Raw genomic sequence first — 22983 nt, 5'->3', positions numbered from 1 at the left:
AGGCGTGATGCGTCCTCAGCTTTCCTGGCACGAGAAAATCAGCGGTGTACGCCGCCAAGCAACGTGCCCATCGAGTCCGCTGGCATGCGCAGGGTAAAAGGGCACGCAGTTGCGTATCGACGATCGCACGTAGAGCTGTATCAGTAGGTGAGAATGGGTCGCTTACTTTGTTGGTCATGTCGCTCACACTTACTGCAAAGACTGACTATATGCTTTCGAAGGGATTGACTGCCTCAAGATCTAGTCCAGAGAAGTCTTTCACGTTGCGCGTATATAGCGACGCATTGTGGACGCGTACACAGGCGGCGATCTGGGCATCGAAGGGATTGATCGGGCTACCTTGGTGTCGTCGTTCGGCGATGAGGCTGGCGTGTACCAGAGCTTCGTTGTATCCGAACTCAAGTACTGGTAAGGGGGCAAGTATCCCCTCTGCTGCTGCCAAAAGATCAAATCGTCGCTTCCCTGTCGGGAGCAGGAGTAGGCCTTGGAAGATTTCCGCGACTGTCAATGAGGTAATCGCCGGGTAATCACCTGCCGCATCCAACCGTTCCACTACACACGGATCAGGGTGGGGCTTCATAAGCTCCGAAACGACGTTTGTGTCAAGAACGATCATTGCTGGAAGTTGGGTATCCGCGGGTTTTCGACGGCTTTGCGCGGTGCATCAGCGATGTCAATGCCGCCGACCTCTTGGACACGCTCGAGCACGTCACGCAGCCAGGGGCTACGCACGCCACGAGTCCGCGGAGCTTCTACCTCCACGGCAGCCTCAATAAGTGCGCGCACTTCTGCTTCCATCGAACGGCCGTTGCGTGCCGCGCGTTCTTTTAACTTCTGCTTGGTTTCATCGGGCAAAGCCCTTACAACTATCGACGCCATGATTGCAATGATATCACTCGTTCGGTGCTGGTGGTCGTAGGCGGCCGAGGGGGCATCTTTCCTTTGGCTGACCTACCGGCTGTCACTGTCGGGGTAGAAAGCGGCCTATAGCGCCCCTATAGCCACGAGGGTCGGTAAAGGGAATTTGGAAAAACGCAGCGCCCACTGTTATAGTTGCCAGCGAAGTTTGAACGGCGGTAACGCCGTACTCAAGTTTCACCGAAGACCGTCGGTTATCTCCCGCCAGTGGAGGTCGAAGGTGCCCCATCAGGGGCCAACCCACGCAGGAGGAACGTGGCTTTTACATCGTTATGGTGTGCCTCGTGCTTCTGCACGGGGCGTTTTCTTTTCCCGCATGTGGCGATAGCGTATTTGAACTATCAACTGCGTTTAATCGTGTGCGAGGAACGATCACGCGCCCCGGGCGGATCAAAACCAATGAAGCATTTGGAAGGAGGCGTGAAGATGGCAAACCCAAAGAACACCAAGGAGCTGGCTGCTCTGAAGGAGAAGTTTGCGGACGCGAGCTCGATCGTGTTGACCGAGTACCGTGGCTTGACTGTTTCTCAGCTTCAGGAGCTGCGTAGTGAACTGGGCTTTGATGTCGAACTCCACGTCGCCAAGAACACCCTCGTCAAGATCGCTGCTGGTGAGCAGGGTATTGAGGGTCTCGATGAGCTTCTGACCGGCCCAACCGCTGTTGCCTTCATCAAGGGCGAGGCAGTGGATGCGGCGAAGGTGATGAAGAAGTTCTCCAAAGGCAACGAAGCATTCGTTGTCAAGGGCGGCTACATGGACGGCAACGCATTGACTGCAGATCAAGTCAACGCGATTGCAGACATGGATAACCGCGAGACTACTCTTGCCAAGCTCGCAGGCGCATTCGAAGGTTCCTTGGCCAAGGCAGCCGGCCTGTTCCAGGCACCAGGATCCAAGACGGCACGTCTGGTTGCTGCCCTGCAGGACAAGCAAGAAAACGCTGCTTAAAACAAGACTCTAAAACACACCAAGAATTTGAATCAGGCCTACAGAGAGTGGCCTGAATAGAAAGGAAGCCACCATGGCAAAGCTCACCAAGGACGAGCTCATTGAGCAGTTCAAGGAAATGACCCTCATCGAACTTTCCGAGTTCCTGAAGGAATTCGAGGAGGTCTTCGACGTGACCGCTGCTGCTCCAGTTGCAGTTGCAGCTGCTGGCGCACCTGCTGCAGGCGGCGACGCTCCTGCAGAGGAGAAGGACGAGTTCGACGTTGTTCTGACCGACGCTGGCGACAAGAAGATCGGTGTTATTAAGGCTGTTCGTGAGATCGTCTCCGGCCTGGGCCTGAAGGACGCCAAGGAAATGGTCGAATCTGCACCAAAGGCAGTGCTTGAGGGCGCGTCCAAGGACGACGCAGAGGCTGCAAAGGCCAAGCTGGAAGAGGCAGGCGCAACTGTCGAGCTGAAGTAATTTCGCTTCCCGCTAAAGGTATAACCCCCACCGCATGGATCTTCGGATCTGGGCGCGTGGGGGTTTCTCATGCGTCCGACTCGGCCTGTAGACTGCCCTTTATGCTTCCAAAGTCCCGAATCATCTCCGCACTGCTCGTCGGCCTCGGCGTTGCCTTGGTTGTAGCGGGACTTGTGGCACCTCGATTCCTCCTCGGCGATGGGCGTATGCCGCTTGATCTTGAGAACACTACGTACACGCTTTACGACGAGAATGGCACTGTAAAGGGCGATAAAACCGGAGTAACCCGCCAGCTCCACATGGAGATCCAAAACCCCGCTAATGACGAGATGGTGTCTTTGCGCGTGGGCGATACCCTGTTTCAGGGAAACGATGGGTCTGATTTTGACAGCCTTGTCAGCGCATCCACCTGGTCGTGGGAGATGGACCGGGTCACTGGCGAGCCGCTGGACTCGGCAACGTTGTCGACCGTGATGGTCATGCCACCAGCCCACGTGGAGATGGCAGGGCCCTGGTTCAAGCTTCCGGTAGAAGGGGCCGTCGATACGCGTGCGGAGCAGGTGGAGGTGTTCGACCCGATTTTGCGGGCAACAGCCCCGGCGATCCTGGCCGGTGCCGATAAGGTGAACGGAGTGGTGCTGACCTATCAGCAGATGGTGGAGCCGACCAATCTAGCGACGAAATATGCAGCACTGAACAACACAAAAATGGTCACCGACGAAGAAGGTAATACCGAACAGTTGTTTTTGACCTACAGGGCGGACCGGTTGTTGCACTACGAATCAAATACAGGTGTGCTTGTTGGTATCCAAGAAGACGTTGATCTGTACTACGCTGACCGCGACGGCAACCGCACCGAGGATTATGTGACCTACTCGGCGCAGACTGAAGGCGATGAGCAGCGCCAGGATGCGTTGGCTGATATCCCTTCACAATCCGAGTCGCAGACAGTCACCATCATCGTGATGGTGGTAGGCGCCCTCATCGCAGTAGTTGGATTGATCGGAGCGCTGCGCCCTGATCGTCGTCAAGCAGCTAGCGTTAGCCGCGCCGAGCCGAAAGATTAGTCCTCGCCCAGCACACGGTACATGCAGCGGAACGCTGCCAGCGTCTTCGGCACGCCGATGTAGGGCATGAGGTGTACGAAGCACTCCGCAACTTCTTCCTTGGTCATACCTGCTTGGTTGAGTGCGGTAGCAATGTGGCCCTCCAGCTGGGGCTCGGTGCCACCCATGGCGGCGAGGGCTGACATCGTGAGCATTTGGCGATCGCGCAGTTCCAGACCCTCACGCTGGTAGGTGCCACCGAAAATACCGCCGACGACGAAGTCGGACGCACCCGGGGCGTAGCGGTCAAGCTGCTCCTTGAAGCCCTCGCCGGTGTTGGTGTTGTCAATGAACTGTTGGCCCTTCTCCATGGAAAACATGAGGTTAATTCCTTTCTGTAGCGAAATGGTGTGACTTCACCGTAGCAGGAAAACCGCAGTTCAATGCGGAAGCACCTGGAGATCTGGCGGAGTGGAAGCGCCGTGTTGTTGCAAAAAGTGGGAGGCTGGGTGCTAGAGTTCCCTGCAACACCACGCAGCGCAACACCACGCAGCGCGCTTGGACTGAACAAGCACGGGGTAGGGGTGTGGGTGGTTTTCAGGTCCCCCTTTACAAGTACAAACTTTTAGTCTAAGGTAAGTCTTTGCGCTGGAAGCCGTCTCCGGCGAGACATAAACCTTGTTCACGGTGGATTTGGAAAAATCGACTTGACAAGGTGATTTTGTGCTATCTGGGGGCGGATCTTCCACAGCAGACCGAATGCTAATTATCCAGCGGAATTCCTGAAGATTGTAAAGCCAGAGCAATCGGAGGGACCCGCGTGAGGTGCTGGAAGGACCCATCTTGGCAGTCTCCCGCCAGACCAAGTCAGTGGCCGAAATCCCCGGAGCCCCGAAGCGGTACTCGTTCGCTAAAATCAGCGAACCGCTCGCCGTTCCCGGGCTTCTTGACGTACAGTCCGAATCTTTTTCGTGGCTCGTCGGCACGCCGGAGTGGCGTGAACGACAGCAAGAGTTGCGTGGGCCTGATGCCCGCGTCACCAGTGGCCTCGAGGACATCCTCGAAGAGCTCTCTCCGATTCAGGATTACTCGGGCAACATGTCCCTTTCCTTGTCGGAGCCACGCTTCGACTCGGTGAAGTACACCGTCGACGAGTGTAAAGATAAAGACATTAACTACTCCGCCCCGCTTTATGTGACGGCAGAGTTTATTAACAACGACACCCAAGAGATCAAGTCTCAGACGGTGTTCATCGGCGACTTCCCGCTGATGACCGACAAGGGAACGTTCATCGTGAACGGTACCGAGCGTGTCGTTGTCTCCCAGCTGGTGCGCTCACCAGGTGTCTACTTCGATGAGACGATCGATAAATCGACTGAGCGTCCGCTGCACTCCGTGAAGGTCATCCCTTCGCGTGGTGCGTGGCTCGAGTTTGACGTCGATAAGCGCGATACTGTTGGTGTGCGCATCGACCGTAAGCGTCGCCAGCCTGTCACCGTGCTATTGAAGGCACTGGGCTGGACTGAAGCGCAGATCAAGGAGCGCTTCGGCTTCTCTGAAATCATGATGTCCACCCTCGAATCTGATGGTGTGGCCAACACCGATGAGGCGTTGCTGGAGATCTACCGTAAGCAGCGCCCAGGTGAGCAGCCGACGCGCGACCTCGCGCAGTCCCTGCTGGAGAACTCCTTCTTCAAGCCGAAGCGCTACGACCTGGCAAAGGTTGGTCGTTACAAGATCAACCGCAAGCTGGGTCTGGGGGGCGACCACGATGGTCTGCTCACCCTTACCGAAGAGGATCTTGCGACCTCGCTGGAATACCTCGTGCGCCTGCACGCCGGTGAGAAGGAAATGACCTCCCCAACAGGTGAGGTCATCCCGATCAACACCGACGACATTGACCACTTTGGTAACCGTCGTCTGCGCACCGTCGGTGAGCTGATCCAGAATCAGGTCCGCGTGGGCCTTTCTCGTATGGAACGCGTGGTGCGCGAGCGGATGACCACCCAGGATGCAGAGTCGATTACCCCGACTTCCCTGATTAACGTTCGCCCCGTCTCGGCAGCAATCCGTGAGTTCTTCGGTACCTCCCAGCTTTCTCAGTTCATGGACCAGAACAACTCCCTGTCCGGCCTGACGCATAAGCGTCGTCTGTCCGCACTTGGTCCTGGTGGTCTGTCCCGTGAACGCGCTGGTATTGAGGTGCGCGACGTGCACCCATCGCACTATGGTCGCATGTGCCCGATCGAGACCCCGGAAGGCCCGAACATTGGCCTGATTGGTGCTCTGGCATCGTACGCTCGCGTCAACGCGTTTGGTTTTATTGAAACCCCGTACCAGAAGGTCGAAAACGGCAAGCTGACCGACCACATTGACTATCTCACTGCTGACGAAGAAGACCGTTACGCGATTGCTCAGGCAGCAATAGAGATGGACGCCGACGGCACCATCATCGAGGAGCGCATCGAGGTCCGTATCAAGGACGGAGATATTGCGGTCACCGATGCCCAGGGCGTCGACTACCTCGATATTTCCCCGCGTCAGATGGTCTCTGTTGCAACCGCCATGATTCCGTTCTTGGAGCATGACGACGCTAACCGTGCCCTGATGGGTGCGAACATGCAGAAGCAGGCAGTGCCTCTCTTGCGTGCGGAAGCACCATTCGTGGCTACCGGCATGGAACAGCGCGCTGCATACGATGCAGGCGACATGGTGATCTCCGAGAAAGCCGGCGTTGTGGAAAACGTCTCCGGTGACATCATCACCATCATGGATGATGAAGGCCAGCGCGACACCTACCTGCTGCGCACCTATGAGCGCACCAACCAGGGCACCTGCTACAACCAGCTGCCACTGGTCAACATCGGCGACCGTGTAGAAGCAGGCCAAGTTATCGCAGATGGTCCAGGCACCAAGAACGGCGAAATGTCGCTTGGCCGCAACCTGCTGGTTGCATTCATGCCGTGGGAAGGCCACAACTACGAGGACGCAATCATTCTCAACCAGCGCGTGGTTGAAGATGATATTCTCACCTCCGTCCACATCGAAGAGCATGAGATTGATGCTCGCGACACCAAGCTTGGTGCCGAGGAAATCACTCGTGAAATCCCTAATGTGAGCGAAGAAGTGCTCAAGGACCTCGACGAGCGCGGTATCGTCCGCATCGGCGCTGATGTCCGCGACGGCGACATTCTGGTGGGCAAGGTCACCCCGAAGGGTGAGACCGAGCTGACCCCGGAGGAGCGCCTGCTGCGCGCTATCTTTGGTGAGAAGGCCCGCGAGGTTCGTGACACTTCCCTGAAGGTGCCGCACGGCGAGACCGGTAAAGTTATCGCAGTCCGTCGTTTCTCCCGCGAGGACGATGACGATCTGAGCCCAGGTGTTAACGAGATGATTCGCGTCTACGTTGCACAGAAGCGCAAGATTCAGGACGGCGACAAGATGGCTGGACGTCACGGCAACAAGGGTGTCGTCGGCAAGATCCTGCCCCAGGAAGACATGCCGTTCATGGCGGACGGAACACCAGTGGATATCATTCTCAATACCCACGGTGTGCCACGTCGTATGAACATCGGCCAGGTTCTCGAGGTTCACTTGGGCTGGCTGGCGAAAGCCGGTTGGACCGTCAACCCTGATGACCCAGCCAACGCAGCACTACTGGAGACACTGCCTGAGGCGCTCCACGATGTGCCGGCAGACTCGCTGACTGCAACCCCGGTGTTCGACGGTGCCACTAATGAAGAGATCGCAGGCCTATTGGTGAACACCAAGCCCAACCGTGATGGTGACGTCATGGTGGACGGCGACGGCAAGACAGTGCTTTTCGACGGTCGCTCCGGTGAACCATTCAAGTACCCGATCTCCGTCGGTTACATGTACATGCTGAAGCTGCACCACCTGGTTGACGAGAAGATTCACGCTCGTTCCACCGGCCCTTACTCCATGATTACCCAGCAGCCGCTGGGTGGTAAGGCGCAGTTCGGTGGCCAGCGCTTCGGTGAGATGGAGGTGTGGGCAATGCAGGCATACGGCGCTGCCTACACTCTGCAGGAGCTGTTGACGATTAAGTCGGACGATGTTGTTGGCCGTGTGAAGGTCTACGAGGCCATCGTGAAGGGCGACAACATCCCTGACCCAGGCATCCCAGAGTCCTTCAAGGTGCTCCTGAAGGAGCTGCAGTCGCTGTGTCTCAACGTTGAGGTTCTTGCGGCGGACGGCACCCCGATGGAGCTCGACGGCGATGACGATGATGACCACGCTGGTTCTTCGCTAGGCATCAACCTCTCGCGCGACGAAGGCTCTGCAGCAGATACCGCATAAAGCCAGGCCCGCAGGGGTGCGTCGCTGCACTCCGCACAGCAAGATCCGTTCGGGTTGAGCGCAGCGAAACCCCCCCTGTGGTGCATTTAGACTCTCAAAACTTTTCACATCACGATCCTCCCGACTGGGAGGTGAAAGGGAATTTACGTGTTTGACGTAAACCTCTTCGACGAGCTCCGCATCGGCCTGGCCACCGCCGACGACATCCGCCGCTGGTCCCATGGCGAAGTCAAGAAGCCGGAAACTATTAATTACCGCACCCTGAAGCCGGAGAAGGATGGCCTCTTCTGTGAGCGCATCTTCGGCCCAACCCGTGACTGGGAATGTGCGTGTGGCAAGTACAAGCGCGTCCGTTACAAGGGCATCATCTGTGAACGCTGTGGCGTTGAGGTGACCAAGTCCAAGGTGCGTCGTGAGCGCATGGGCCATATCGAGCTCGCTGCTCCCGTGACCCATATCTGGTATTTCAAGGGTGTCCCATCCCGTTTGGGTTACCTGTTGGACCTTGCACCGAAGGACTTGGAGCGCATCATTTACTTCGCGGCTAACATCATCACCAGTGTTGATGAAGAAGCCCGCCATGCAGACATGTCCACCCTTGAGGCGGAGATGATCCTGGAAAAGCGCGAGGTGGAGCAGGACGTCGAGTCCGATATCGCTGAGCGCGCCCAGAAGCTGGAAGAGGACCTCGCAGCCCTCGAAGCTGAAGGTGCGAAGGCCGATGCACGCAATAAGGTGCAGAAGGCGGCCGACAAGGAAATGCAGAACATGCGCGATGCCGGTGAGCGTGAGGTGGAACGCCTCGACGAGATCTGGCAGACCTTTGTGAAGCTGGCACCGAAGCAGATGATCATCGACGAGCACCTCTACGAGGAACTCGTGGACCGCTACGAGGACTACTTCACCGGTGGCATGGGTGCTGAAGCGCTGCAGACCCTGATCCGCAATTTTGACCTGGATGCGGAAGCTGAAGAGCTCAACCACATCATTGCTGAAGGCAAGGGTCAGAAGAAGCAGCGCGCACTTAAGCGCCTGAAGGTTGTTGCTGCATTCCAACGCTCTGGCAATGATCCTGCTGGCATGATTTTGGACGCAATCCCTGTGATTCCGCCAGAGCTGCGCCCGATGGTGCAGCTTGACGGTGGCCGCTTCGCCACGTCGGACCTCAATGACTTGTACCGTCGCGTGATCAACCGTAATAACCGTTTGAAGCGCATGATCGAGCTGGGTGCACCAGAGATCATCGTGAACAACGAGAAGCGCATGCTGCAGGAATCTGTCGACGCACTGTTCGATAACGGCCGTCGTGGCCGCCCTGTTACAGGCCCTGGTAACCGTCCGCTGAAGTCTTTGTCGGACCTGTTGAAGGGTAAGCAGGGTCGTTTCCGCCAGAACTTGCTGGGTAAGCGTGTTGACTACTCTGGCCGCTCGGTGATTATCGTCGGCCCGCAGCTGAAGCTGCACGAGTGTGGTTTGCCGAAGCTGATGGCCCTGGAACTGTTCAAGCCATTCGTGATGAAGCGCCTGGTCGATAACGACTACGCGCAGAACATCAAGTCCGCCAAGCGTATGGTGGAGCGCCAGCGCCCTGAGGTGTGGGATGTGCTTGAAGAGGCGATTTCTGAGCACCCAGTGTTGTTGAACCGTGCACCAACCCTGCACCGTCTGGGTATTCAGGCGTTCGAGCCGAAGCTTGTTGAGGGTAAGGCTATTCAGCTGCACCCACTGGCGTGTGAGGCGTTCAATGCTGACTTCGACGGTGACCAGATGGCCGTCCACCTGCCGCTTTCTGCGGAGGCGCAGGCGGAGGCACGCATTCTTATGTTGTCCTCCAACAACATTTTGTCTCCAGCATCCGGTAAGCCGTTGGCTTTGCCACGCCTGGACATGGTGACTGGCCTGTACTTCCTTACCATGAAGAAGGCTGAAGACGAGATCGGCGGTGAAGGCGCATACGCGCCTGCCGACGACAGCGGCCCGGCACGTGGCGTGTACTCCTCACACCGCGAGGCCATCATGGCCATGGACCGTGGCGCGCTTGGCTTGCAGGCGCCGATCAAGGTCCGTATCGATCACTTGCGTCCAACGCCGGAGATTGAAGCGGAGCAGTTCCCTGATGGTTGGGAGAAGGGCCAGTCGTGGATGATGGACACGACTGTGGGCCGGATCCAGTTCAATGAGTTGCTGCCGTACAACTTCCCGTATCAGGAAGGCGCCATGGTCCGTAAGGGCGGTGGCGACGACAAGGTCCTGTTGGGTGACATCATCTCAGAGATGGTGGAGAAGTACCCAATGATTACCGTCGCTCAGACCTTGGACAAGCTCAAGGATGCTGGTTTCTACTGGGCCACCCGCTCCGGCGTCACTATCGCAATGTCTGACGTTCTAGTCCTGCCGAACAAGGAAGATATCCTTGAGCAGTACGAGAAGGAAGCAGAAGAGATTGAGCGCAAGTTCTGGGAGAAGGGCGCGCTGACTGAGGAAAACCGTTACGACCGCCTCGTGGAGCTGTGGCAGAAGGCTACGAACCAGGTGGGCCAGGCCGTCGAGGACCTCTACCCAGACGACAACCCAATTCCGATGATCGTGAAGTCCGGTGCGGCCGGTAATATGCGTCAGATCTGGACCTTGGCCGGAATGAAGGGCATGGTTGTGAACTCGCGTGGTGAGTACATTACCCGCCCGATCAAGACCTCCTTCCGTGAAGGCCTGTCAGTTCTGGAGTACTTCAACAACTCGCATGGTTCCCGTAAGGGCCTAGCCGATACCGCCCTGCGTACTGCGGACTCTGGCTACCTCACGCGCCGTCTCGTCGACGTGGCACAGGACGTTATTGTTCGCGAGGACGACTGTGGCACCCGCCAGGGTGTGCGCGTCCGTGTCGCCGTGAAGTCGGGTGACAAATTCGTACGCCATGATTTGGTGGAGACCTCCGTTTCTGGCCGCGTGACTGCAACTGATATCACGGATGCGGACGGCAATGTCGTCGTTGAGGCTGGCACCAACCTAACTGAGGCGCTCATCGACAAGATTGTTGAGGCAGGCCACGAGAAGATCAAGGTCCGCTCGGTCCTGACCTGCCAGACCCCAACCGGTGTGTGCGCAAAGTGCTACGGCAAGTCCATGGCATCTGGCCACCTGGTTGATATCGGCGAGGCAGTGGGCATTGTCGCAGCACAGTCGATTGGTGAGCCTGGTACTCAGCTGACCATGCGTACCTTCCACCAAGGCGGTGTCGGTGGCGACATTACTGGTGGTCTGCCACGTGTGCAGGAGCTGTTCGAGGCACGTGTGCCGAAGAACCGCGCCCCGATCGCGTCGGTCGCCGGTACAGTATCGCTTTCCGACGAGGGCAACTTCTGGACACTCACCATCACTCCAGATGATGGCAGTGATGATGTGGTTTACGAGAAGCTGTCGAAGCGTCAGGGCTTGGCACAGGTGCGTCGCCCAATGGAGTCTAACCCGGATGCGATGATTGAGCGTTCGTTGCGCGAAGGCGACCACGTTGAGGTAGGCGACCGCCTGCTCCGTGGTGCGGCTGACCCGCACGATGTACTCGAAGTTCTGGGGCGTCGCGGCGTCGAAAAGCACCTCATCGACGAGGTGCAGGCCGTGTATCGGGCCCAGGGTGTGTCGATTCACGACAAGCACATTGAGATCATCATCCGTCAGATGCTGCGCCGTGGCACTGTCATCGATGCTGGTTCCACCCAGTACCTTCCGGGTACGTTGGCGGATCTGTCCGAGGCGAAGCAGATCAACTCCGGTGTAGTTGCAGAAGGTGGCCAGCCAGCAGAGCTGCGCTCCGAGATCATGGGTATTACGAAGGCCTCCCTGGCGACCGAGTCGTGGCTTTCCGCGGCATCGTTCCAGGAGACCACCCGCGTGCTCACCGATGCGGCGATCAACCGACGTTCCGATCAGTTGATCGGCCTGAAGGAGAACGTGATCATCGGTAAGCTCATCCCGGCTGGCACCGGTATCTCGCGTTACCGCAATATCTCCGTCAAGCCGACCGAGGCCGCCCGCTCCGTGGCATACTCGATCCCGAGCTTCGGCGATTCCATCTACGGCGACGATGGCTATGGTGAATTCACCGGCGCCTCCGTCCCACTGGATGAGTACGGCTTTGACCAGCTGTCCTAGCCACGCAGGCCTCTGGCTAATTCGGCCTGCTTAACGACGAAGGGCCCCGCCTTTTCCTTGAGTGTTCAGGAAAAGGCGGGGCCCTTCTCGTCGTAAAGCGAATTAACTGAGTTTCAGCAGAACTTTCGACGATCCGGTGGACCGATCCGCAGCCGTTTCGAAGGCTTTTTCTGCCTGATCGATGGGGAACTCGTGGGTCAAAATTGGGGTGACATCAAGCCCGGACGCCATCGCCTGCAACGCGCTAGGGATCACTTCTGGGGTGAACCGGTAGGAGCCAATGTAGTTGATTTCACGAGTCACCAGTTGGCCAAGGTTGAACGGGGCTGGCTTGCTTGGAAGGTTTCCTACCTGCACCAGCGTTGCACCCCGGCGCAGCGCCATGAGCAACCCACCGATTGCAGCGGGCGCACCAGAGGCGTCGAAAGCAACCTCCATATCCTCAGGTAAGGCATGAGAATTGACATTCACGGTGTGGTCAGCGCCCATGGCGCGTGCATGGTGCAAGGATGTGTCTGCCAGATCCGCTGCCCACACTTCGGATGCCCCGTAGTGTTTTGCCGCTGCCACGATCAGAGAGCCGATCGGCCCACACCCGTTGACCAGCACTTTCTTTCCGGAGATGTCGCCTGAGCGTTGCACTGCATGAATCGCAACAGCCAACGGTTCCGTTGCAGCGGCCTCGCGGGTAGATACGTTTTCTGGCAGATGGTAAATCTGGTCCTCCCGCACCACGCGGTAGGTGGAGAAACCACCTTGCTCATGCGGAAGAAAGGCGGCGGAGCCGAAATAGCGAACTTCGGGCCATAAATTGCTCCGGCGTGCCAGCTCGGGGCTTACCTCATAGTCACCAACGAGGGTTGCCGGATCGAACGTCACGCGGTCACCTACGGCTACAGTTGCAATGCCAGTGCCGAGCTGATCGACGACACCGGCCATCTCATGGCCCAGGATCAAAGGTTCGCGCAAGGTAGCCGTACCTGAAACACCTGTTTTCCAATAGGCGATGTCAGAACCGCACACGCCACCGTATTCCATGCGGACCCGGACTTCGCCAGGGCCAGGGTCAGGAGTATCAACCTCGACAATCTGTAGGTCGAGTTCGGGAGAGATAGTAACCGCTTTCATAATTGTCATCCTAAGCTCTTCGGGCTAAAACTTCGGGCTAAAACTTCGGGCTAAAACATGTCCGCTAGGCCGACTACACCAACCCCGAGGATGGCAATCGCTGAGATCACCAGGAAGATAGTGAATCCCACTCCGTCTTTAATACGCTTATCTGTTTGGGTTGCAGAAAGGTACAGCGTAGAGATTGCAACGATGATCAAGTACACGGCGTTGAGCGTGCCACCTAACATCACGAGGAAGAACGGCGATTGGAAGACGGTGACGGCGCCTGCCCAGAAGATGGGGAAGATGATCATCAGGGTGCGCATGACGCGGTCGCGCTTTTTCTGATCTGTCCACACAAAAAGACGGAATACCGATAGCGAGGCTGCTGTCGAGCGTGCAAGGCTTGGCACATTAGCCAGAATTGTCTTATAGAGTGTCAGTGCTGCGAAAACAAGGAACACTGGGCCGACCCACCCGCCGAGGGTGTCAGTAAAGATGCGGGCAATGGTGCCAACGAGGTCGGTGCCGTCAACCACGAGGTTCTGCTTGTACAAGACGGTGGCACCCAGAATGTAGAATGCCATAGTTGACATGGTGTAGATCACCCAGGAAATCCAAGCGTCCTTCTTCATCACTGAGATCCAGCCGCGGGCTCTTTTTACCCACGCTTCAGAGCCATCATTCGGGCCGGTCCATGCTGCGTAACCTTTCTCTACAACCCAGAATGAGTAGCCCGATATTTCGCCTGCTCCTACTCCTGTCAAGCCGAACATGGACAGGGCGATGCCCATTGAGCCTGCTGCGATCTGGAACCGCATGCCTTCTGCCAATTCGCTTGCAGTCCACGCGAACTCAGTGAACTGAATGGCGAATACCATCCCGATGATGAGGATAGTGACGACAAATACCAGCGTGGTTGAGATGTTTTCGATCACGTCATAGCGGTTAGCCATGTGGATGATGATGGCCAGTACAGCCATGACCCACACCCAGATGGCGATGGACAGCGGGTCGCTCGGGCCACTTGCAAGCGGAATGAGCATGGACATTGCTACACCTGCTGCTCCGATAACACCCGCTTGGCTTGTGGTGTACTGGAAGAACATGAGTAAGACGATGTAGCTGGGCCAGCCGCGTCCGGCGATTTTCGGTTTTACCTCGTCATACCCGAAAATAGCGGGTTTTCCGGTAGAGATTGACCACCGGGCGATTTCTACCTGGACGAAGACTTTGACAAACGTGGAGACCAGGATCAACCACAGCAGCATCATGCCCACCCGTGATCCGAGAGTGGTAGCAGTGATCAGTTCACCAGATCCCACGACTGCGGCCGAGGTAATCATGCCTGGCCCAAGGAATTTTATGGAATTTTTGAACCCGGTTGGAGGTTCTTTAATTTTGTCTTTTGTTAGCTTGTACGGATCTGAATGTACATCGTCGATAGTTGGTTTTTGGGGGTGCTCGGCTGTGTTCTGATGTGCCGAGGTGCCTTCTGGATGGGTAGATGTCGGAGACATGGGCTTAATCCTTCTGGAGGTGAGGTCGGTCGGATTGTGATTGTGAGTGTTATTGAGATTACTAATGCCGATTGTTCATTGAGTATAAGGAAAACGTCAGAAATATAAAGGGTTAACCTAATTGATTGTTGAGTCAATCGAGGGACGGTCCGTGGCCAGCGTTTATGTGGTAGGTAGGGGAGGGTGGTGTACCCCATTATTGGGGGAGTGGCGGCTGGAAACAGAAATACCTCAAGCTTCTTCTGTTGTTTCTTGCGTGGGTGCTGCCGTCCGATGAAAGCGGGCGTGGTGCCTGGTTTTGGAATTGCTTGAGCGCTGTAGTACTGTTGGTCGGGTATCCCACGTCTAGATGGTGGGAGCCTGAATTTGCATCCAGTAGGCCAGCGAGAGCGGCTGACTGGCTTTTGCACGTTTAAAAGCAAAGTAGTTAAATCCAGGCAACACAGCTTGAAATATCAAGCTTTCTTGACAGTCGGTCGGCATTCCCGGCCGGAAGCCGATCAGATCAACAGAAAGACGGTTCATGCCAACTATTCAGCAGCTGGTCCGTAAGGGCCGCCATGACAAGAGCCGGAAGGTTGCTACCGCAGCTTTGAAGGGCTCCCCTCAGCGTCGTGGCGTGTGTACCCGCGTGTACACCACCACCCCTAAGAAGCCTAACTCTGCACTGCGTAAAGTCGCTCGTGTGCGACTGACCTCCGGTATTGAGGTTTCCGCCTATATCCCAGGTGAGGGCCACAACCTCCAGGAGCACTCTATGGTGCTCGTGCGTGGTGGTCGCGTGAAGGACCTGCCAGGTGTTCGCTACAAGATCGTCCGTGGCGCACTGGACACCCAGGGCGTTAAGGATCGTAAGCAGGCTCGCTCCCGCTACGGTGCAAAGAAGGGTGGCAACTAAAAATGCGTAAGAATGCAGCGCCAAAGCGCGTAGTAGTTAAGGATCCGGTCTACGAATCCGAGCTGGTCACCCAGCTAGTTAACAAGGTTCTTATCGACGGCAAGAAGTCGGTCGCGGAACGTATTGTCTACGGCGCACTTGAAAAGTGTCGTGAGAAGACTGGTACCGATCCAGTAGGCACCCTAGAGAAGGCTCTTGGCAATATCCGCCCAGACCTCGAGGTTCGTTCCCGCCGTGTTGGTGGCGCTACCTATCAGGTTCCAGTTGAGGTTCGCCCTGGACGCTCCAATACGCTGGCTCTGCGTTGGATGGTTACGTTTAGCCGCCAGCGTCGCGAGAATTCGATGGTGGAGCGTTTGGCAAATGAAATCCTCGATGCATCGAATGGTCTCGGTGCTTCCGTGAAGCGTCGTGAGGACATGCACAAGATGGCTGAGGCCAACCGTGCATTCGCTCACTACCGCTGGTAATCAGAGACTTCTGTGTGAACTCTGTATGGATACTGTCAACGGCCCGACCGCAGGTGAAAAATCTACTGTTGCGAACTGAATACAGTTTATAAACAGGACGACTCACCGCGATCGGGTCTTGGCGTATTGCGGCCCATCGCGGCCTATCGCGGGATGGGAAGTGAGATTCCACTTTCCACCCCACTCACACTGCCACTTCACGTGTTTAGTGGCACAATTGATCGAGAACTATCAACAAACGGCGTCTCCTAAGGCCAACCACGCTTCGGGAATAAGGCGTCAACGACTACTTAAGTTGGGGTAATACTGTGGCACAAGAAGTGCTTAAGGACCTGAACAAGGTGCGCAACATCGGCATCATGGCGCACATCGATGCTGGTAAAACCACTACCACCGAGCGAATCCTGTTCTATACGGGTATCAACCGTAAGGTTGGCGAGACCCACGACGGTGGCGCAACGACCGACTGGATGGAGCAGGAGCAGGAGCGTGGCATCACCATTACTTCTGCTGCTGTCACTTGCTTCTGGAACGGTAACCAAATCAACATCATTGACACTCCAGGCCACGTGGACTTCACCGTTGAGGTGGAGCGCTCCCTTCGCGTTCTGGACGGCGCCGTTGCGGTGTTCGACGGCAAGGAAGGCGTTGAGCCACAGTCCGAGCAGGTGTGGCGTCAGGCAGCAAAGTACGATGTGCCACGTATTTGCTTCGTAAACAAGATGGACAAGCTCGGTGCAGACTTCTACTACACCGTGAAAACAATCGAAGATCGTCTCGGTGCGAGGCCTTTGGTTATGCAGCTGCCAATTGGTGCAGAGGACGACTTCGACGGCGTGGTCGACTTGCTCGAAATGCGCGCACTTGTCTGGCCAGGAAAGGTCGAGGTTGGCGCTGAGCCAGAGATTCAGGAGATCCCAGCAGACCTGCAGGATCGTGCGGAAGAATACCGCGAGAAGCTCATAGAGACCGTTGCAGAGTCTGACGAAGAACTCATGGAGAAGTACTTTGGCGGCGAGGAATTGACACTAGAGGAGATCAAGGGCGCCATCCGCAAGATGGTCATCAACTCCGAGATCTACCCTGTGTACTGCGGTACCGCATACCGTAACAAGGGTGTCCAGCCGCTGCTCGACGCAGTCGTTGACTTCCTGCCAAATCCGCTTGATGTGGGCGAGGTGCACGGTGTGGCAATGGGCGATGAGTCCCAGAAGCTCGCCCGCAAGCCATCTGTGGAGTCCCCATTCTCCGCACTCGCTTTCAAGATTGCCGTGCACCCATTCTTCGGCAAGCTGACCTATGTTCGTGTGTACTCTGGCCAGGCAATCCCTGGTGAGCAGATGCTGAACTCCACCAAGAACAGCAAAGAGCGCGTGGGTAAGCTCTTCCAGATGCATGCGAACAAGGAGAATCCGGTTGAGCACGCTGACGCTGGCAATATCTACGCATTCATCGGGCTGAAGAACACCACCACCGGTGACACCCTGTGTGACCCTGCGAACCCAATCATCCTCGAGTCTATGGACTTCCCGGATCCAGTGATCCAGGTGGCAATTGAGCCAAAGACCAAGGCTGACCAGGAGAAGCTCGGTACCGCGATTCAGAAACTTTCGGAAGAGGACCCAACCTTCACCGTCAAACTGGATGAAGAGTCCGGCCAGACCGTGATCGGCGGAATGGGCGAGCTGCACCTTGACGTTCTCGTTGACCGCATGAAGCGTGAATTCAAGGTCGAAGCAAATATCGGCTCTCCGCAGGTTGCTTACCGCGAGACTATTCGCAAGAAGGTCGAGTCCCTGGATTACACCCACAAGAAGCAGACCGGTGGTTCGGGCCAATTCGCAAAGGTCATCGTCACCATCGAACCATACACCCCAGAACCAGAGGAACTGGAAGAGGGCGAATCCGCAACCTACAAGTTTGTCAACGAGGTCACCGGTGGCCGCATCCCCAAGGAATACATTCCTTCCGTTGATGCAGGTATCCAGGACGCAATGCAGTACGGCTACCTCGCAGGCTACCCGCTGGTCAACATCAAGGCCACACTGGAAGACGGTGCGTACCACGACGTTGACTCCTCCGAGATGGCCTTCAAGCTGGCCGGTTCACAGGTGCTCAAGGAAGCTGTGGCTAAGGCGAAGCCAGTTCTGCTCGAGCCCGTGATGGCCGTAGAGGTTGTCACCCCAGAGGAGTACATGGGTACCGTCAACGGTGATATTAGTTCTCGCCGCGGCCAGGTCCACGCAATGGAAGACCGCTCAGGCGCGAAGGTCGTCCAGGCGAAGGTCCCATTGTCTGAAATGTTCGGCTACATCGGTGACCTGCGTTCGGCCACCGCAGGCCGCGCAAACTTCACCATGGTCTTCGATTCCTACGCTGAGGTTCCATCCTCCGTAGCTCAGGAGATCATCGACGAGCGCAACGGCAACGCCTAAAGGCGTAACCGATCGTCGCGCATGGAACCGATCACGGTAAAATGCGAAAGTCGCTTCTCGCCCTAGAGCTGGCAAGTTCCAGGAACTTGTGTGATGTACCTGTGCCAGGTGCATCACACACCAGAGAAGCAAAAGAACTTCTAGAAGGTAGCGGCTGGGCTGAGGTATCACCCAGTTGAAGTGGTATCTGAGCCGGCCGTTACCCTTGAGGTTGATTCAAGATTGTGAATCGGCCGAGATTGATATCATGTCCGCGTGGTGTCAGTTTGAAAAACGGCCTTGAGAAATCTAGGATCATGTAACTGGCACATTGTGAAATGGCCGTAACCGATTCCTCCCACACGTGGAGGGGGATTGGTAAGGCAAATGTAAACCCCGTGGCTGCGAGAGTCGTAGCCACAATGAAGTCCAGGAGGACATACAGTGGCAAAGGCGAAGTTCGAGCGTACAAAGCCGCACGTCAACATCGGCACCATCGGTCACGTTGACCACGGAAAGACCACCACCACCGCTGCAATTACCAAGGTTCTTGCAGACAAGTACCCTGAGGAGAACGAGTCTTTCGCATACGACGCGATTGATAAGGCTCCTGAGGAGCGCGAGCGTGGTATTACCATCAACATCTCCCACGTGGAGTACAACACCCCGAAGCGCCACTACGCGCACGTTGACGCTCCAGGCCACGCCGACTACATCAAGAACATGATCACCGGCGCAGCGCAGATGGACGGCGCGATCCTGGTTGTTGCTGCAACCGACGGCCCAATGCCTCAGACCCGCGAGCACGTTCTGCTGGCTCGCCAGGTTGGCGTTCCTTATATCCTCGTTGCACTGAACAAGTGCGACATGGTTGACGATGAGGAAATCATCGAGCTTGTTGAGATGGAGGTCCGCGAGCTGCTGGCTGAGCAGGAGTACGACGAAGAGGCTCCAATCATCCAGATCTCCGCACTGGGCGCTCTCAACGGCGAGGAGAAGTGGGTTAACTCTATCGTTGAGCTGATGGACGCTTGCGATGAATCAATCCCTGACCCAGTCCGCGAAACCGACCGTGACTTCCTAATGCCAGTTGAGGACATCTTCACCATTTCCGGTCGCGGTACCGTTGTAACCGGCCGTGTTGAGCGTGGTGTTCTGAACGTCAACGATGATGTCGAGATCATCGGCATCAAGGAAAAGCCAACCCAGACCACCGTTACCTCCATCGAGATGTTCAACAAGCTTCTCGATACCGCAGAGGCTGGCGACAACGCTGCACTGCTGCTCCGTGGCACCAAGCGTGAGGATGTTGAGCGCGGCCAGGTTATCATCAAGCCGGGCGCATACACTCCTCACACCAAGTTTGAGGGTTCCGTTTACGTTCTGTCTAAGGACGAGGGCGGCCGCCACACCCCATTCTTCGACAACTACCGTCCTCAGTTCTACTTCCGTACCACTGACGTGACCGGCATTGTCAAGTTGCCAGAGGGCACCGAGATGGTCATGCCAGGCGACAACGTCGATATGACCGTCGAGTTGATCCAGCCTGTCGCTATGGACGAGGGCCTGCGCTTCGCAATCCGCGAGGGCTCCCGTACCGTCGGTGCAGGCCGCGTCACCAAGATCATCGAGTGATCTGAGTGACGTGCTAGGCAACTAGCAACTGCAAAACGCCACCGGGCACACTGTGCCGGTGGCGTTTCGCATTCCCGGCACACACCGCCGTAGAATCAGTCCATATGGAAGACCCCACCCGCATCCCGCGCGTCCTCGACGAACTTCGCGCCACCTGGGAAGGGCAACCCAACTTAAGCCTCCCCACACTCTTCGGCATCCTCGCTAACAGAGGAGTGGCCTGGGGTACCACCGATAATGAACTAATCGACGCTTTACAGGCAGAGGCCGCACGCCACCCCGCCGATCTCCCGCGGAACTCGGACGGCCACGTTTCAGGGCACTACCTTGTTACCACCACGAACCCCGAGATGCGTGTCACCTGCACTCCCGGGTTTGTGGTTGTCCGTGCTGCGCGACAACACAACCGACGACAACCGGGGGTGTGGCCCTATTCGTCGATACGCCCAACTGGTCCTGGGCGACTTCTGGTGCTCACAGACGACGAGGGCATTGAACACAAACTCGGTGTAGTCACTTTAATCACGGCGCTTGACGACGCAGCCCCGTGCCTCGACGGTCTCAAACGGGAAGATCGGGGTAATTGTCAATGGTTGGTGATTACCGATGACGGCCGACGCCATATTATCGGCCAGGTAATTACGTCGTGGAGTGCACAGCGTCGCCACGTCGACACCACCACGCAGGCCTGGGAACACATGCTCAGCTGTGAAGTAGGCAAACCGTGGACGTTGACGAATCAGCAAGGCGACACCGTTCACCTTGGGACCATCATGCGCATCGTCCTGCTCGAGACCTAAGGCTCCACGCGCGACAGTTGCAATCTGTAGACAGTGTCCATGTCCATATCATCGACTGCGTCGCGAAAATCTTGCTCAACACTCTCTACCAACGCGACCAGAGGGCCAAGCTCGGCCGAGGGGTCAGCAGTGAGGATAAAAGTGATCGTTGGTCGATCGCCCACCATGGCAACGTTAGTGCCGACCTTATCAATCGCCTCGTATTGCGCGAGATAAGCGCCCATGGTCTGCGCCAACTTAGAAACGTGAACTGTAGTTGTCCCCGAATCCGTCGGTCGAGTGACTTCCTGCTTCGAAAAATGGCGGCTGCGGAGATTGGTTACCAGCATAGACCCCCCAATGATGACCAGGATGATAGCGAGCGCGACCAAGCCCCAGATATACCAACCAGCGAGCGGTATGTCGCCGATTTTAGAGCGGTCTATTTCACGCAGCGTGTCGGTAACAACGGGGATGTTGAAGTAGAGGCCGGCTGGGACCAAGCCCAGTAGGAGGACGAGGACGCCGGTTATAAAAACGGTGATGCGATCAATAACGGCAAGCCTGGTTGTCATTGGACCTCCCGAGAATTGGTGGGAAGTGTGTGAACGCTGATCTTGGGGGTTGACTCAAGAACATTGAGCTCAGTCTCTAAAGCTTTACGTACCGAGGATATAAATTCCTCATCAGCGTTGTCGTGGGCCACGTTGACCGTGAGCTTTTTCCGGTCGGCGCGAGAACTGATGTCATCCGCCCCAAACTCGTGGCGCACAACCGCCGTAGATTTACGGGCTATATCCACTGGGCGCATCCAGATCGAGGCGTGCGACCTCACCTTGAGATGGGTGTGAGGTCGTGGACGCAAAGCGGAGATGATTAGCCAGAGACCAAGCACGGCGACTAGTACCCCGACGATCACACCGCCTGCCGTGACAGTCGCCTCACTGAGAAAATTGAGGGCAGTGGCAATCCAGCCGTCGGAGGGATGTGCCCCGTCGAAGAGGTACCAGGCATCTCTGATAGCCACGCCGGCGACCGTGAGTAAAACGATCGCCAGCAGGATTGTCAGGATGCGTGCGATGGGATGTGGGCGTGGCTCTGCACCAAAACCGGGTGTGCTCATACAAGCCCTCCTAACGGCTCTACCGAAATTGTGCGCAGTGGGCGAAGTTCTGGCACTGATGGTGATCGTGGGTGAATTTCTGGCACAGCATCGAGGAAACCAGAAAAGCGAATAGTCTGCGGTGTGCGAGTGGTTACCGGACGCAGCTTAACGGGAGGTTTCACGCGTGGCTGGCGCGGCGCAGTCGTCGAAAAGCGAACCGGGCGGGGCGCGATCGTGGCGCAGTGACCGGCTAAGTCTTGTCCTGTAATTCTATCGCCCAACGGACAATCAGCGAATGCTGAAACTGTGACATTGATGCGGGCCACCTCGAAACCGGTCAGGCTGAGCACGTGCTGGCTGACAGTAGTGCGAACCCGATCCACTATCGCTCGCGCTGGGGCGGGGAACTGCACTGCCAGTTCTGCCTCGAAAGACACGGTCTTGCTAGGACGATCGAGGGTAGCTACGTATTTCGGCAGCTTACTTCCAGCCAACCCAGCGAGCTTTGACTGACGGGTGATTGCACCAGGGACAGACTCGGTGGCCGCTACCGCGATCTTTTCGAAAACGCGTTCTGCGATTTTAGTTGATGCATTATTCCCAGAATCGTTCTTCCCAGAATCAGTCATGAACTGCGACCTTTACCTGAGATCGTGCTGATCAACTCGGCGATGTCGAGCTTGCCGTCAAGCTGAGCACCAATGACGCCACCGATAGAGGCGAATAACAGTACCCACAACGGGCCTGACCACCCTCCGCAGATGACGGAGAACGCCATAACCACACCGATGACGACGCCAAGGATGGTTTTATTCTCGAGCAGGTTCATGGATTCACCGGACTTTCATTCGGGGAGGAAGCAGGGGAGGAAGCTGAGGAGGAAGCTGAGGAACTATCACACGCGTCAGCCACGATCACATCGACGAAAGCGGCGTCTGTTAGCTCCAGGGTGACCGAGCGAACCGTCGCACTAATTTCGAAAGCATTGAGACCGGAAGCCACATCAATCGCGATGTGTACTTCCAGCCCCGTAGGATCAGCGACAGCGCCGTTCCTGCTGGAGTAACGGAGACCGGGAACCCGCTGCCCGGGCAGCAACAAGGCGATCTCACCGTAGCGGCCGGGGTGAAGCCCACATACTCCTGGGACTAAGAGAAGTGCGTCGCGCAAAGCACGAGCGTCTTCTGTGCTAAGAGCAAGAGACATCA

21 protein-coding genes are annotated in these 22983 nt (G+C 56.7%); 10 read left to right on the top strand and 11 right to left on the bottom strand.

Features of this window, described 5'->3' with window-relative positions; all coding sequences use genetic code 11:
- Positions 1–205: 205 nt before the first annotated feature.
- Positions 206–616 carry a type II toxin-antitoxin system VapC family toxin gene (locus CKV99_RS10020; protein WP_092256538.1) on the bottom strand — a complete coding sequence of 137 codons (411 nt, stop codon included), beginning with the start codon at positions 614–616 and terminating at the stop codon, positions 206–208.
- Positions 613–879: a FitA-like ribbon-helix-helix domain-containing protein gene (locus CKV99_RS10015; protein ID WP_092256535.1), complete on the bottom strand. Its 267-nt coding sequence runs from the start codon at positions 877–879 to the stop codon at positions 613–615. Before CKV99_RS10015 ends, CKV99_RS10020 begins: the two co-directional genes overlap by 4 nt.
- Positions 880–1344: 465 nt before the next feature.
- On the opposite strand from CKV99_RS10015, the gene rplJ reads away from it, so the two are divergent.
- The 3 genes from rplJ (at position 1345) to CKV99_RS10000 (ending at position 3396) form a co-directional block, all read left to right on the top strand.
- On the top strand, positions 1345–1866 hold the full coding sequence (gene rplJ / locus CKV99_RS10010; RefSeq protein ID WP_092256532.1) for a 50S ribosomal protein L10: 522 nt from the start codon (positions 1345–1347) through the stop codon (positions 1864–1866).
- A gap of 73 nt (positions 1867–1939) precedes the next feature.
- On the top strand, positions 1940–2329 hold the full coding sequence (rplL, locus tag CKV99_RS10005) for a 50S ribosomal protein L7/L12 (RefSeq protein WP_092256529.1): 390 nt from the start codon (positions 1940–1942) through the stop codon (positions 2327–2329).
- A 101-nt stretch (positions 2330–2430) separates the two neighbouring features.
- Positions 2431–3396 carry a DUF3068 domain-containing protein gene (locus CKV99_RS10000; protein WP_092256525.1) on the top strand — a complete coding sequence of 322 codons (966 nt, stop codon included), beginning with the start codon at positions 2431–2433 and terminating at the stop codon, positions 3394–3396.
- On the opposite strand, the gene CKV99_RS09995 is transcribed toward CKV99_RS10000, so the two are convergent.
- A complete protein-coding gene (locus CKV99_RS09995) occupies positions 3393–3755 on the bottom strand; it encodes a carboxymuconolactone decarboxylase family protein (protein WP_092256522.1) in 363 nt (120 codons plus the stop codon). The two genes, CKV99_RS10000 and CKV99_RS09995, sit on opposite strands and share 4 nt — an antisense overlap.
- A 445-nt stretch (positions 3756–4200) precedes the next feature.
- Between CKV99_RS09995 and rpoB the strand changes: the two genes are divergently transcribed.
- Positions 4201–7695 carry a DNA-directed RNA polymerase subunit beta gene (gene rpoB, locus CKV99_RS09990; protein ID WP_092256519.1) on the top strand — a complete coding sequence of 1165 codons (3495 nt, stop codon included), beginning with the start codon at positions 4201–4203 and terminating at the stop codon, positions 7693–7695.
- A gap of 147 nt (positions 7696–7842) precedes the next feature.
- Positions 7843–11844, top strand: a complete 4002-nt coding sequence (locus tag CKV99_RS09985) for a DNA-directed RNA polymerase subunit beta' (RefSeq protein WP_092256517.1) — start codon at positions 7843–7845, stop codon at positions 11842–11844.
- Positions 11845–11946: 102 nt separating this feature from the next.
- On the opposite strand, the gene CKV99_RS09980 is transcribed toward CKV99_RS09985, so the two are convergent.
- The 3 genes from CKV99_RS09980 to CKV99_RS09970 form a co-directional block, all read right to left on the bottom strand.
- Positions 11947–12972, bottom strand: coding sequence for an L-idonate 5-dehydrogenase (locus CKV99_RS09980; protein ID WP_092256513.1), 1026 nt, complete (start codon positions 12970–12972; stop codon positions 11947–11949).
- Between the two features lie 50 nt (positions 12973–13022).
- A complete protein-coding gene (locus CKV99_RS09975; protein ID WP_197697183.1) occupies positions 13023–14474 on the bottom strand; it encodes an Nramp family divalent metal transporter in 1452 nt (483 codons plus the stop codon).
- A 345-nt stretch (positions 14475–14819) separates the two neighbouring features.
- Positions 14820–14999, bottom strand: coding sequence for a hypothetical protein (locus tag CKV99_RS09970; protein ID WP_092256510.1), 180 nt, complete (start codon positions 14997–14999; stop codon positions 14820–14822).
- Here CKV99_RS09970 and rpsL point away from each other — a divergent pair.
- The 5 genes from rpsL to CKV99_RS09945 all read left to right on the top strand — a co-directional run bounded on the left by rpsL (position 14998) and on the right by CKV99_RS09945 (position 20691).
- On the top strand, positions 14998–15372 hold the full coding sequence (gene rpsL, locus CKV99_RS09965) for a 30S ribosomal protein S12 (protein ID WP_092256507.1): 375 nt from the start codon (positions 14998–15000) through the stop codon (positions 15370–15372). The two genes, CKV99_RS09970 and rpsL, sit on opposite strands and share 2 nt — an antisense overlap.
- 2 nt (positions 15373–15374) lie before the next feature.
- Positions 15375–15842: a 30S ribosomal protein S7 gene (gene rpsG, locus CKV99_RS09960; protein WP_092256504.1), complete on the top strand. Its 468-nt coding sequence runs from the start codon at positions 15375–15377 to the stop codon at positions 15840–15842.
- A 308-nt stretch (positions 15843–16150) separates the two neighbouring features.
- A complete protein-coding gene (fusA, locus tag CKV99_RS09955) occupies positions 16151–18277 on the top strand; it encodes an elongation factor G (RefSeq protein WP_092256501.1) in 2127 nt (708 codons plus the stop codon).
- A 423-nt stretch (positions 18278–18700) separates the two neighbouring features.
- Positions 18701–19891: an elongation factor Tu gene (gene tuf / locus CKV99_RS09950; RefSeq protein WP_092256498.1), complete on the top strand. Its 1191-nt coding sequence runs from the start codon at positions 18701–18703 to the stop codon at positions 19889–19891.
- 104 nt (positions 19892–19995) lie between these two features.
- Positions 19996–20691: a hypothetical protein gene (locus CKV99_RS09945; protein ID WP_092256495.1), complete on the top strand. Its 696-nt coding sequence runs from the start codon at positions 19996–19998 to the stop codon at positions 20689–20691.
- Here the strand turns inward: CKV99_RS09945 and CKV99_RS09940 are convergent.
- From CKV99_RS09940 to CKV99_RS09920, 5 genes are read right to left on the bottom strand one after another with little or no spacing between them, the layout of a single operon-like run.
- Complete coding sequence (locus tag CKV99_RS09940; protein ID WP_092256493.1) at positions 20688–21245, bottom strand: hypothetical protein; 558 nt, start codon at positions 21243–21245, stop codon at positions 20688–20690. The two genes, CKV99_RS09945 and CKV99_RS09940, sit on opposite strands and share 4 nt — an antisense overlap.
- The gene (locus CKV99_RS09935) at positions 21242–21793 is read right to left on the bottom strand and encodes an Asp23/Gls24 family envelope stress response protein (RefSeq protein ID WP_231910009.1); all 552 of its coding nucleotides are present in this window, start codon (positions 21791–21793) and stop codon (positions 21242–21244) included. Before CKV99_RS09935 ends, CKV99_RS09940 begins: the two co-directional genes overlap by 4 nt.
- Positions 21790–22404, bottom strand: coding sequence for an Asp23/Gls24 family envelope stress response protein (locus CKV99_RS09930; RefSeq protein WP_092256490.1), 615 nt, complete (start codon positions 22402–22404; stop codon positions 21790–21792). The genes CKV99_RS09935 and CKV99_RS09930 overlap by 4 nt, the downstream gene beginning before the upstream one ends.
- The gene (locus CKV99_RS09925) at positions 22401–22604 is read right to left on the bottom strand and encodes a DUF2273 domain-containing protein (RefSeq protein ID WP_092256487.1); all 204 of its coding nucleotides are present in this window, start codon (positions 22602–22604) and stop codon (positions 22401–22403) included. Before CKV99_RS09925 ends, CKV99_RS09930 begins: the two co-directional genes overlap by 4 nt.
- Complete coding sequence (locus CKV99_RS09920) at positions 22601–22981, bottom strand: hypothetical protein (protein ID WP_092256483.1); 381 nt, start codon at positions 22979–22981, stop codon at positions 22601–22603. The genes CKV99_RS09925 and CKV99_RS09920 overlap by 4 nt, the downstream gene beginning before the upstream one ends.
- Between the last annotated feature and the right edge of the window lie 2 nt (positions 22982–22983).

The organism is Corynebacterium cystitidis, assembly GCF_900187295.1.
Lineage (GTDB): Bacteria > Actinomycetota > Actinomycetes > Mycobacteriales > Mycobacteriaceae > Corynebacterium > Corynebacterium cystitidis.
This window is presented reverse-complemented; position numbering and strand designations above follow the sequence as displayed.